This is a genomic window from Cyanobium sp. T1B-Tous, from assembly GCF_024345475.1.
Lineage (GTDB): Bacteria > Cyanobacteriota > Cyanobacteriia > PCC-6307 > Cyanobiaceae > Cyanobium_A.
The window spans coordinates 1-11,515 of the sequence record NZ_JAGQBE010000068.1; the positions used below are offsets into that span (position 1 = coordinate 1).

The 11,515-nt window shown below is 51.2% G+C and carries 10 protein-coding genes; 8 read left to right on the plus strand and 2 right to left on the minus strand.

Features of this window, described 5'->3' with window-relative positions; translation table 11 throughout:
* The coding region (locus KBY71_RS12625) for an adenylate/guanylate cyclase domain-containing protein (RefSeq protein ID WP_254929250.1) at positions 1 to 182 on the minus strand (182 nt) is incomplete at its 3' end.
* A gap of 934 nt (positions 183 to 1,116) precedes the next feature.
* Here KBY71_RS12625 and KBY71_RS12630 point away from each other — a divergent pair.
* The 4 genes from KBY71_RS12630 (at position 1,117) to KBY71_RS12645 (ending at position 8,664) form a co-directional block, all read left to right on the plus strand.
* Complete coding sequence (locus KBY71_RS12630; protein WP_254929251.1) at positions 1,117 to 2,640, plus strand: TolC family protein; 1,524 nt, start codon at positions 1,117 to 1,119, stop codon at positions 2,638 to 2,640.
* 80 nt (positions 2,641 to 2,720) lie between these two features.
* Positions 2,721 to 4,310, plus strand: a complete 1,590-nt coding sequence (locus tag KBY71_RS12635; RefSeq protein ID WP_254929252.1) for a hypothetical protein — start codon at positions 2,721 to 2,723, stop codon at positions 4,308 to 4,310.
* The gene (locus KBY71_RS12640; RefSeq protein ID WP_254929253.1) at positions 4,307 to 6,496 is read left to right on the plus strand and encodes an ATP-binding cassette domain-containing protein; all 2,190 of its coding nucleotides are present in this window, start codon (positions 4,307 to 4,309) and stop codon (positions 6,494 to 6,496) included. The genes KBY71_RS12635 and KBY71_RS12640 overlap by 4 nt, the downstream gene beginning before the upstream one ends.
* Positions 6,493 to 8,664, plus strand: coding sequence for an ATP-binding cassette domain-containing protein (locus KBY71_RS12645; RefSeq protein WP_254929254.1), 2,172 nt, complete (start codon positions 6,493 to 6,495; stop codon positions 8,662 to 8,664). Before KBY71_RS12640 ends, KBY71_RS12645 begins: the two co-directional genes overlap by 4 nt.
* 30 nt (positions 8,665 to 8,694) lie before the next feature.
* Here KBY71_RS12645 and KBY71_RS12650 read toward each other — a convergent pair whose 3' ends face one another.
* A complete protein-coding gene (locus tag KBY71_RS12650; protein WP_396095447.1) occupies positions 8,695 to 8,847 on the minus strand; it encodes a hypothetical protein in 153 nt (50 codons plus the stop codon).
* 119 nt (positions 8,848 to 8,966) lie between these two features.
* Here KBY71_RS12650 and KBY71_RS12655 point away from each other — a divergent pair, with 119 nt between their 5' ends.
* The 4 genes from KBY71_RS12655 (at position 8,967) to KBY71_RS12670 (ending at position 11,422) form a co-directional block, all read left to right on the plus strand.
* Complete coding sequence (locus tag KBY71_RS12655) at positions 8,967 to 9,326, plus strand: Nif11-like leader peptide family RiPP precursor (RefSeq protein ID WP_315858560.1); 360 nt, start codon at positions 8,967 to 8,969, stop codon at positions 9,324 to 9,326.
* Between the two features lie 453 nt (positions 9,327 to 9,779).
* Complete coding sequence (locus KBY71_RS12660) at positions 9,780 to 10,043, plus strand: Nif11-like leader peptide family natural product precursor (RefSeq protein WP_254929255.1); 264 nt, start codon at positions 9,780 to 9,782, stop codon at positions 10,041 to 10,043.
* Between the two features lie 472 nt (positions 10,044 to 10,515).
* The gene (locus tag KBY71_RS12665) at positions 10,516 to 10,842 is read left to right on the plus strand and encodes a Nif11-like leader peptide family RiPP precursor (RefSeq protein WP_254929256.1); all 327 of its coding nucleotides are present in this window, start codon (positions 10,516 to 10,518) and stop codon (positions 10,840 to 10,842) included.
* 430 nt (positions 10,843 to 11,272) lie between these two features.
* Positions 11,273 to 11,422 carry a Nif11-like leader peptide family natural product precursor gene (locus KBY71_RS12670; RefSeq protein WP_315858561.1) on the plus strand — a complete coding sequence of 50 codons (150 nt, stop codon included), beginning with the start codon at positions 11,273 to 11,275 and terminating at the stop codon, positions 11,420 to 11,422.
* The last annotated feature ends 93 nt before the right edge of the window (positions 11,423 to 11,515 follow it).

The window sequence follows — 11,515 nt, forward strand, 5'->3', positions numbered from 1 at the left end:
TCCATTCTCGATGCAACATTGACGGCTTCGCCCCAAAGGTCGTAAATGAATTTCTTCTGACCAATGACGCCAGCTACCACCGGACCAGAGTTGATACCAATTCGAATACTAAGTGTGCGGCTTGGTAGCTTATTAATCAAGATCGTTTCATCCTGCATAGCCAGAGCAAGGTCGGCGATCAATGCTGCATGAGTATTAACTGCTACAGGTAAACTGCTTGCAACCAGAAGGAATCACCAATCGTCTTGCTTTTTCAGGACCAAATTTGAGAGTAGGCGCGCCAAAATGAGTAAAGAAAGTAGATAACATTTTGATTAAATCGCTAGGAGACGGTTCCTAAGGTAAGGGCGTAAAATTAGCAATATCGGCAAATAGTATATTCGCCTCTTTGTATGGGTCTGAAGTCGCCTTTTCGTCTTCAAGTTTCATATTGGCTTCGCGAAGATTGCTGGTTCTCTCTAGAGCTATTTGCTTAAGATCGAGTGAAGAGCGCCGAAACCTTTGCGCGACTAGTATAGCGCTAAAGGCAGCAAGAACTATCGGGCTGCCAGTGGATAAAATAGTCACTAAAATAACTGAACATGTTTTTTAGATAGAAGATCGATTGGAGTGGTGGCTTCAATTATTCCTCTAGCGTCTCCGGCCTTCCAGTCTCATTTAATACTATTTGGGTAAGAATTATGGCAGGCAATACAACTTGCTTTCATGACATCAGCACGGCAATTGTGCGGCTGTACATAAGATGCCCTTAGCCTTTCAGTAGGCTTGGTATTGACTGGCCAAGGCCTGCGCTATTGCGTGATAAATCAAGAAGATTTCTATGGGGCTTATCGAACTCAATTGCCATGATGATCGATGTCTAGCGAGTCCTCGCTGGAGTAGGAGACTGCTTTTGGAACCGCGGCAACACGCGTAAATTGACCGTATCTATTGCTGGTTCTGCATGCTATGCGTCGAGGGCTGATGTGCCGTGTGGCTAAAAATGGAACTTTTGATACCACGCATATTTACAATTACATACTGCAATAGCCATTCTAACATGTTGATTTTATTGAATTGACATTTAGGTGCTCGTAGCGATAAAATTAGGGGAAGTTTCCAATTTATGGGCATATTATGATCAAAAAATGGCATGGCATATTTGCCATGCTACCAGTTCTAATTGCGCAACCGCTATGCGCCCAGTCTGTTTATCAGATTGAGGGTTTCTCTGCTCCCCAGGTGCGTCCTCAAGCCCTGACCGGTGAGCTGGAGGCCCAGCTGAGAGAATTGCAGGCTGAGCTCGATGCGCGTAGCAAAAGTTTTACTCTCTCTCAGGCACTAGAGATGGGGCTACTCAATAGCCCTCAGTTGGCTGCAACTTATGCTGAGATTCAAGGCCAACAATGGAATCTTGTTGCCGTAAGGAGACAGTGGTATCCAACGCTGAGTGCATCCTCAGAACCTTTTGTGCCGGGTCGTCGCTTCGGTTCCAGCACTAGCACTCTTCGCGATGATGGGCTTCCTGCTCAAGGGGAATCAAGCTCTAATTCCGCCATAACAGCAACCAATATTGGCCTCACTGTTGGCTGGACATTCTTTGACCCCAGTAGAGGATCAAGCATTAACGCAGCAAGTGAGAACCTTAAACGCCAGCAATTGTTGTTTGACGTTAGCGCGCGTAACCTTGTCCTTGAAATCCAGCAAGTCTATTACAACCTGCAGGAGCAGAGGTTGCTGATAGAAGCATACGGCGATATTCTCAAGGCAACAACGCGCCAGGTCCAGACAACAGAAGCTCAATTCAACAATGGACTAGTTAATATCGCCGATGTTGAGCAGATTCGCACTCAGCAGTTTGCGACCCTGAGTACATTAATCACTGCTTATCGCCAGTTCATTGATGCTTCTTCGCGCCTTGCTCAGGCAATTGCTATGCCACCAGGAACTCTTGTGACCCCGAGTGATGGTTTACAGGCATTGGGTGATTGGCCTGAGCCCTTGCAGCCAACTATTGAACAGGCCCTAAATCTGCGTGAGGAAATCAAAGCAAGTCTGGCCGAAGCAGCTAGTGCGCGCTGGAGTGCAACTGCACTGTTCAACACTTATTGGCCGCGTTTCAGCCTGGGTGCGAATGGACAATATGGGAATATAAACAGTGATCTGACCCAGTCGTCACAGCAGCAGGTCAATTTCACTAGCAATGAGCTCAGCACCAGCTTGAGTGGAGCCTTCGGTTTGGGTTTTACTTGGCAGTTCTTTGATGGCGGCATAAACGCGGCTCAAGCAGAGGTCCAGAAAGCACTCGGCAGGCGAGCGAGCGATCAGGCAGCCCTAGATCGCTTGATTGTTACCCGGGAAGTGGAGCAGGCATATACGGCTTACAAAACCAGTCAGTTGGCCATGAAGAGTAGTGAAGCTCAGGTTACCTCGGCTCGAGCGGCAGCAGCCGCGGTGCGTGCGCGATTCGATGTAGGTGTGAGTGATATGTCTTCATTGGTAGTGGCATTGAATCAGGCCATCAATGCAGCCAGTAATTACGCTTCATCTGTGAGGGATTACAACGGTTCGATTGCGGCATTGTTTCGTAGCTCAGCCCGTTGGCCAGCTAACACCCAACCGTTGCTTAATCAGCGGGTTGTCACGCTCCGCAAGCAATGAAAAATATGCAACATGGCTGAGCAGTAAACCGATCTTAGACCTTTCTACAAGCTCCGTACCCCCTCTCCGCTCCTCGATCGATGACATCGCCAGACCCTGATTCCAACCCTAGCCAGACAACCGAGGAAAGTTCTTCTTCGAGTCGTGCAGCGGATCGTTTCGGAATTTTTGAGAAAGTTGCCTTGGAACGGCTTCGGGCTGGAGCCGATGCAACTAAGCCTGCATCATTTTTACCTTTGCCAGTGAGGTTGACAGCTATTGCTGCGGCGTCCATTGCGGGACTAGGCGTGGTGTGGGCTGTGTTTGCTCGGGTGCCGGTCCAAGTTAATGGCATCGGTGTCTTTGTGTGTATGTGTACTACACCGCGCAGCCAGATCAGAAGTTTGGAAGCTCCTACCTCCGGAATCCTGCACTACCAGGTAAGTGGGTTTGGGCCTAACACTTTGCCTGAAGAGCAGAGGGAGCGTAATGACGTGCTACGCCAGCTTGGACTTATTCAATCAGGCTCGTTATATACAGAGGTATACGATGCCTCTAGATTAAAATCATTGGTTGAGTTGGCTTTGGCTCCAAGCCAGGGTCTGGTTCTTGACCTATCGAGCCCAGTTCAATCTTTACCTATGCAAACAGGAAAGACAGAACTGGACAAAGCGCCACCAGTTGTGAGCTATCCGGGAGGGACCGTACTTGCCCGAATTGAGGATCAATCTGCCAAGGAGCAATTGACCTCGGCCCTGGTCAGCACTTTGCCCGCAGAAAGCATGTTGCGTCAGCAGCAAACGGGCAGAATTGAGCGTGCAGGCCGATTGGGAGGCCTCAATGCTTTGCAAGCAAATCAGCGTTCATCCATTGAGAGGGAGCTTAATCAAAGGAGAGAGCTATACCAACGCTACTTGAAGCTTTGGAAGCAAGGATATCTGCCGGGCACTGCTGTATTGGAAGAGCAGTCGCGCATCAATTCCCTTGAAAGCCAGTTGCTCAATGCTGAATCGACGCAGCTCAACACAAAAATTAGTCGCGATGACCAGATCGAGCAGTCGAAGCAAGCATCGGTTTCAAATCTTGATAGTCGGAATAAGCTGCAAGGCCAATTGGCTACATACTTAAGCCGGACAACTGTTTTTGCCCCAGTTAAGGGTATTTACCTTTTAAGTCGAAACTTTTTTAACGGTAGTTTTGTGAAACAGGGCCAAGAGTTATTTATTTATACCACAACGCCACCCTATCTTCCAGGCACTATTCCAGTGTTCTTGGATCCCGCCACTGCGCAACAGGTCGTAGAAGGTATGTCGGTATTAGTTACTCCCAAAGGTATATCTAGGGCTCAGTATGGAGGCATCCCTGGGAAAGTGATTGAGGTGAGTAAGCAACCTCTCGATAGTGACGGGCTGTTGGGTGCTCTACAGAGTCGCGCTTTGGTGCCCCCGATTCAGCAGAGTGTCCCTTCTCCTTATCTAGTGCGGGTACAGCTAGAGAAATCTACGCCATCAGAATGTAACCAAGCACGTAGTTATGGCTGTTACCGCTGGAGTTCTGGGCGGCGACCTCCGCAGCCAGTGCGAATTACCAGCTTGGCTGACGTGCAGATCACTACTGTGCACCTGAGACCGATCGAGTTTGTGATGCCCGCGCTGAAGCGTGCCTTTGGATTGGTGGTTGACAACACATGAAAACTCCTCGCCGGGTTGTCACACCCACTGTTCTGCAGTACGAAGCGGTGGAGTGCGGTGCCGCCAGCCTCAAGATTGTGTTGGGTTACTGGGGCAAAGTTCTGCCTTTGGCCCAGCTGCGTGAGCTCTGTGGGATTAGCCGTGATGGTGTGACCGCTTTGCAGCTGAAGCGGGCAGCTCAAAGCACTGGGTTGGAGGTCAAAGCGTATCGCCGCAGTGCCGAAGATCTGCGCTCCTCGGGGGTATTTCCTTGCATCATTTTCTGGAATTTCAATCACTTTTTAGTGCTTGAGGGGTTCGAACCTGGACGGGCTTATCTGAGTGATCCTGCTTGTGGCCGGCGTAGCGTCGACTGGGAAGAATTTCAGACAAGCTTCACCGGTATTGCGCTGGAGCTTCTGCCAGGCGCTGGTTTCAGTCCAGGAGGTCGGGATCCAAGCCTCTATCGCTGGGTACCAAGCTTGCTTGCCCCCTACCGCAGCCTGTTGCCCTGGCTTGCCTTGGTTTCACTTTTTGGAGCGCTGCCAGAATTATTCATGGCGGGAGCTACCAGCCAGTTTATTGATGGCTTTCTACAGGAAGGGCGCGCAAACATCGGCATTCCGGTGATCTGGATTACATCAGTTGCTGTTGTGGTGCTGATTGGCATGCTTAACCTGCAAAAGCTGATTCTACGCAGCCTTGCCAATCAATTGCTCAAGCGCATTAGCAGCTTGCTCTATATTTCTCTATTCAGCCTGCCCTATCGCTATTTTGTTCAGCGTATGAGTGGAGAGCTGGCAACCAGGCTGATACTTCCATTTTCGCTTGTGCAGCTCGGCGTAAGTGGAGTCATCGATTTTGTGCTGTCACTTGGGTCTGGTCTGATTGCTCTCGTTGTGGGCCTGTTGATTTCTCCTTGGTTATCATTGTTCACAATTTTGATTGCGGGTGGCAACTCGGTTTTCACCCTATGGGTTAGGGAAATGCGTAAAAGTGACAACTATAAGTTAGCGCTGCTCCAGGGAAAAGCTCAGGGCACGGGCATTTATGTGATTCAATGCGTTGAAAGTATCAAAGCAAGCGGGCTAGAAAATGAATCCTTTATGCAATGGTCTGCAAACTTCAATGACGCCTTGGCTGAATTGCAAAAACAGTCTCTTGCCGGTGCTGTGGTGGGCTTTGTTGGCTCTACTTCTGGCTTCCTGCTGCGTTGCGGAGTCATCTTGCTTGGCGGTGTCTTGATCATTTTGGGCCAGAATACTCTGGGTGAACTAATGGCCTTTCAATTTCTGATGGGCATGATTCAAGCACCACTGCAGCAGCTAAGTCTGCTCAGCAATCAGCTACAGCAGCTCGATGGTGATGTGGGGCGTATCAACGATGTTATTGATAGCGATGTTGATCCGATGGTTCGCAGTTTTAGGATCACTTCTGATGTGAAGGATGACCAGCGTCAGCTGTCTGGACGGATTGAGCTAAGTGAATTGGGTTATCAGTTCAGCTCAACGACCCCCTTAATGTTCTCTGGCATCAACTTTACTCTTGAAGTTGGTCAGCATTTAGCAATTGTTGGGGGTAGTGGATCCGGTAAGTCCACGTTGTTGCGTTTGCTAGCTGGCCTTTATCGGCCCACTCAAGGATCTATCCTTTATGACGGTCGTGATTGGCTTGACTGGGACGATCCCACAATGCGCAATTCGATTGCCCTTGTCTCCCAGGATGTGTTTCTATTTCCTGCTACCTTAGAGCAGAATTTAAGCCTGTGGGATCCTCGTTTTAGTTCCGCTGAAGCGTTGACTGCTTTGAATCAGGCAGGCCTGCTCGACGATCTCGGTGGTGCTGGAGCTCTGTCCTCGCATTTGGGTGAAGGTGGTGGAAATCTCAGTGGCGGACAACGCCAGCGTGTTGAGATTGCCAGGGCACTGCTGCGTCAGCCCACCTTGCTGCTGATGGATGAGGCAACCAGTTCCCTGGATGATCGTCGTGAGCGACAGATTCTTACTGCAGTTAAAAGCCAGCCAAGAACCTTGGTGACAGTGGCTCATCGAATGTATGGAGCGCAGATTAGCGACTGGGTGATTGTGCTTGATCAAGGTCAGTTGGTAGAACAGGGTCCACCAGGCGTGCTGGCCCAATCTGGGAGCTTTTACCAGCGTCTATTGGAAGCCGAGTTGTTCAGTGTCGTTGGAGGGCCAAACTCATGACGCTTTCTCAAACACGCCAGGACGCTCTTCTCCGCGGAATATCTATTGTTCAGCAGGATTTGCCTCACGAAGGGCTACTCAGCGCTGGGGGAGGGGATCCAGCCTGTACTGCTTTGGCTTATGCCATGTTGATACTAGGCGATAAAAGACAAATTGCTTTTGTAAAGGGTGATTTCGGCACTCTGTTGGAGGCCAATAACATCGCCCATCGCGATGTTAAAACTCCATCAGATTTGGTTCGCTCAACGCGAGCCATGCTGATTGTTTTCGCTAAGGCCGATGGTCGGCCACTTTCAGTCCATCGGCTGGGAGCAAAGACCGTTGTTTTTGATCCTCTGAGCGGCCAAAGGCAACCTTTGGATACTGGGTTGGCACTTAAGCCGTATGCCTACGAGCTCTATGCATCCCTGCCAGTCCCGCTGAATTCGCTTTGGCAGTTGCTTCGATTTGGATTGGGTACAAATATATCTCCGCTGTTGTTGGTCGTATTTAGTGCCCTGGTGGTTGCGATTTTTAACCTCAGCATCCCTACGCTTACTTCGTTTTTGGTTGGTACCGTTCTGCCGCTTGGGGATCTACAACTTCTTGTTGAGACTTCCTTGGTAGTACTTTTGATTGCATTGTGCACTGTGGTTTCACAGGGCTTTAGCAGTTTGGCAATGGTACGGATGGAGTCCCTAGTGAATCTGCGACTTGAGGCTGGGGTGTGGAGCCATCTGCTGCGTCTGCCATTGCAGTTTTTCCAGAAGCTCGGTACCGCAGACCTTCTTGCCCGGGTTGGCTCGATTAGTCAGATGCGTCAACTTGTGAGTAGCGGTCTTCTGACTGCAGGACTCGGCTTGTTGTTTTCAATCACTAATCTCATCATGATGTTTGTCTATCAGAGCCAGCTGGCTTTGGTGGCTGCTGCATTTAGTCTACTTAGTGCGGTGGTTATGGTCTTGCTGGTATTACAGGCAGCAAAGTTTGAACAACCCCTGCAAGAGGGACAGGCTCGCGTGAGTGACATGGGTTTACAGGCGGTGGTGGGTATGCCGCAGATTCGAGTTAGTGGCAGTGAGCCCTTTGTGTTCGAGCAGTGGATCCGTGAGGTGGTGGGTCTTGGCGGGCTGGTTCGTCGTGTGTCGCTCGCGAACGACTCCTTGGAGATCCTTGCTCGTGTGCTCACTCCGCTTGGGCAAGTTGTGATGTTTGTTGCCTTGGTGTTGATGTTGCATCAGGCCAAGACCCAACCCTCGATTGCTGGTGGTCCTGGAGCATTGGGTGCAAACCAACTAGTGGCCGCGTTTGTTGCTTTTCAGGCAGCCTATATCTCTTTCAACAGCCAGTTATCAGCTCTTGCGGTGCAGGTTGCTAACACTGTGGCTAAGTTGGTGGTGCTATGGAAGCGCAGCTGTGTAGTGATGTTTGCTAGCCCTGAAGCGGGTTCAGGGGAGGCCACTCAGATGCATGAGGTGGTTGGGAAAATTGAGCTGGTCAACCTTCAAGTGCGCTATCCAGATGCTCCGCAACCTCTGCTTGAGGAGATCAATCTGACCATCCCGCAGGGAGGTTATACCGCAATTACTGGGGTCTCAGGCTGCGGCAAAACAACTCTTCTACGTTGCTTGCTTCGGCTGATGGAACCTGAGGCAGGCGTGATCAATATTGACGGCGTTGATCTTAGCCAGTTGTCTGTGCGTCATTACCGTCGCCAGCTGGGCGTGGTGCTTCAGAACGCACCTCTGCCTACTGGGTCAATTTACGAAGTTGTGCGTGCGGGTAGGGCTTATAGCCATGAAGAGATTTGGAAGGCCCTTGATCAGGCATCAATGGCTACTGATGTGGAGCGGATGCCAATGCAGTTGGAAACCATAATTAGTGAGGGAGCGATGGGCATTTCTGGTGGCCAACGTCAACGTCTCTCTCTGGCACGAGCACTTGTGGGCCAGCCCAAGGTGCTGTTGCTGGATGAAGCCACCAGCGCTCTGGATGCTCCCACCCAGGCTGCCGTTACTCGCACTCTGGAATCCCTGGCCATCACGCGGATTGCTATAGCTCACCGTTTGTCCACTATTGAGTCGGCCGACCAGATCGCCGTAATTTCCGGTGGTCGCATCAGCGAGCTAGGAACTTATTCAGACCTTTCTCAAAAGGTTGGTGGCTATCTGCAACGGACAGAGAAGTGACTCTTTTGACGCAGTGGTGTATCCCATAAGTCACAACCACATAAAACCGCCCTGGCTCACCAAACATCGTTTGGTTGCTGGGGGAGCGGCGGCGGTAGCCGCGTGTGGCGGGTCGTCTTGGGAATACGCCTCCGTTTCCACAATCACGCCCCACAGCAACTCGCCATCCGCTTGGCGCTTCACCAGCAGGCAGCCGATGAGCTCGGGGGCAACCAGCTCAGCGGGACGGGCGAAGAAGGATTGGAGGAGGGCTGGGAGAAAGTGGTGGCTATGAGTGTGGCTGTGTGAGGTGGTGCTGAGGAGTGCTGACGGGTCGTGGGCGAGTAGGCGATAATGAAACCATTCACCCCTCAGAAGAGCCGCCAAGCGATGTCAGAAGAGCAACTTTCAGCCCTTTTGCCAAGCTCAAGGATGATGCAGTGCTTCTGGAGAAACTCAAGGGTGCTGCAGACCTTGATTCTGCTGTGGCGATAGCCAAGGATGCGGGATTTGATGTAAACAAGGCTGATTGGTTGAAGTATCAGTCAAGCAAAGCTGAACTCAGCGATGAGGAGCTGGGAGAGGGTGTGGCTGGGGGTTGGAGCTCAGCGAATAGTGGTGGAGCTCCGCTTATCGGAGGGGATCCGGCTGACTACTACTACAACGAGTATCCTACATCCTAGCTTATCCCCTAAAGCCCCTGCCACCACAGGGGCTTTTTATTTCTTCAGCCACCATCAAACAGCCCCAAAAGCCATCCGATACCTGGCACCATCTCTCTCCTCCACCGCCAAACTTGAGCTGCTTTTATGCCCAAATAAACCCCAACTATTTCTACTCACAGCAAAGCCAGATATCTCCATTCTTGAGCACTTCTGATACATTTATTTCTCCAACGCTTCTACCAAATACTTCGCTCGCTGTCGCTATCACAGATGAAGTTTGCGCTTCACAGGCAGGCATCCAATCAGCTCGGGGGCAACCTGCTCGGCGGGGCGGGCGAACAAGGAGCTGGGGAGAGCTTGGAGGGCTTGGTGGCTATGGGAGTGGCTCTGTGAGGTTGTGCTGAGGAGTGCTGACGGGTCGTGGGCGAGTAGGAGATAATGGCGTCATTCACCCCTCAATACCTTCAGGCGATGTCAGAAGAGCAACTTTCAGCCCTACTTGCCAAGCTCAAGGATGATGCTGGGCTACAAGAGAAGTTCAAGGGTGCTGCAGACCTTGATGCTGCTATTTCTCTGGCAAAGGAAGCAGGGTTTGATGTGAGTAAAGCGGATTGGCTGAGGTATCAACAAGGAATGGGGAAGCTCAGTGATGAGGAGCTGGAGTTTCTCGGTGGTGCTAGAGCGTCGTGTGGTGCTTACACAGCTAGTTGTTATATAGACCTACAATTGTGTTAGGTTGGATGCTTTTAAGAAGTTTAACCCCACAAGCCCCTGCCACAACAGGGGCTTTTTATTTCTTCAACCACCCTCAAACAGCCCCAAAAGCCATCCGATACCTGGCACCATCACCCATCGCCACCGCTAAACTTGAGCCGCTTATTACGCCGCAAATAATTTCAACAATTTCCACCCGCAGTATAGCAACACGTCTTCAATATTGAGCTCTACTGATACATCTATCTCCTCAGCGTAACTACTCAATACTTCCTCCCTGTCGCTATCGCAGATGGAGTTTGCGCTTCACAGGCAGGCAGTCAATAAACTCAGAGGCGACGACTTAGGCGGGGCGGGCGAAGAAGGCTTGGGGGAGGGCTGGGATGTAGGGGTGGCTATGGGAGTGGCTGTGTCTGCTGGTGCTGAGGAGTGAAGACGGGTCTTGGGCAAGTCGGCGATAATGAACCTATTCACCCTTTAGCACCGCTAAGCGATGTCAGAAGAGCAACTTTCAGCCCTATTTGCCAAGCTCAAGGATGATGCAGTGCTTATGGAGAAACTCAAGGGTGCTGCAGACCTTGATGCGGCAGTGGCGATAGCCAAGGATGCGGGATTTGATGTAAACAAGGCTGATTGGTTGAAGTATCAGGCAAGCAAAGCTGAACTCAGCGATGAGGAACTTAAGGACGTAGCGGGCGGGGGATCGCAAGCTTTTGATAATTGTGTAAACTTAATTTGTGTAAACTCAACTCAAGTAGCCCCTGCGCCAACAAGTGCTTTTGACGCTTGTGTAAGCCTCACCCCAAAAGCCCCCTGTTAACATAGGTTTTCTTGTTTCTTCAATCACGCTCAGACCGCCCTATACGGCTTCCAATACCCGGCACCATCACCCACTTCTGCTGCTAATTCTGACCCGCTTTGCCTGCCAAAAGAAATCTCAAATATTCCACCCACAGCAAAGCCATCTTCATTCTTGAGCTCTACTGATACACATATTCCCCCACCGCAGCTACCAGATACTTCGCTCCCTGTCGCCATCACGGATGCTGTTGGCGTGTTGTTTCACCAGTAGGCAGCCGATGAGGTCGGGTGCGGCGGCTTCGGCGGGGCGGGCGAAGTACGTTTGGGGGAGGTGCTGGCAGAGCGTGGTGGCTATGGGAGTGGCTGTGTGTGCTGGTGCTGAGGAGTGAAGACGGGTCTTGGGCAAGTCGGCGATAATGAACCCATACACCCCTTATCACTCCCACCCGATGTCAGAAGAGCAACTTTCAGCCCTACTTGCCAAGCTCAAGGATGATGCGGGGCTACAAGAGAAGTTCAAGGGTGCTGCAGACCTTGATGCGGCAGTTGCCTTGGCGAAGGAGGCAGGGTTTGATGTCAGCAAGGCGGATTGGTTGTGACGTGACCCCCTTTGCCGGTCCAGGCCTTATGAGAGTGGGTGGATGTGGTCATGCTGCAGCTCCCTGTTGAGCTGCCTCCAGGGGCGTCAGCCC

Excerpts from the sequence above, each read along its gene's own strand:
- KBY71_RS12630 (WP_254929251.1), top strand. The coding sequence starts at position 1,117 with ATGATCAAAAAATGGCATGGCATATTTGCCATGCTACCAGTTCTAATT.
- KBY71_RS12635 (WP_254929252.1), top strand. The coding sequence starts at position 2,721 with ATGACATCGCCAGACCCTGATTCCAACCCTAGCCAGACAACCGAGGAA.
- KBY71_RS12640 (WP_254929253.1), top strand. The coding sequence starts at position 4,307 with ATGAAAACTCCTCGCCGGGTTGTCACACCCACTGTTCTGCAGTACGAA.
- KBY71_RS12645 (WP_254929254.1), top strand. The coding sequence starts at position 6,493 with ATGACGCTTTCTCAAACACGCCAGGACGCTCTTCTCCGCGGAATATCT.
- KBY71_RS12660 (WP_254929255.1), top strand. The coding sequence starts at position 9,780 with ATGTCAGAAGAGCAACTTTCAGCCCTACTTGCCAAGCTCAAGGATGAT.
- KBY71_RS12665 (WP_254929256.1), top strand. The coding sequence starts at position 10,516 with ATGTCAGAAGAGCAACTTTCAGCCCTATTTGCCAAGCTCAAGGATGAT.
- KBY71_RS12670 (WP_315858561.1), top strand. The coding sequence starts at position 11,273 with ATGTCAGAAGAGCAACTTTCAGCCCTACTTGCCAAGCTCAAGGATGAT.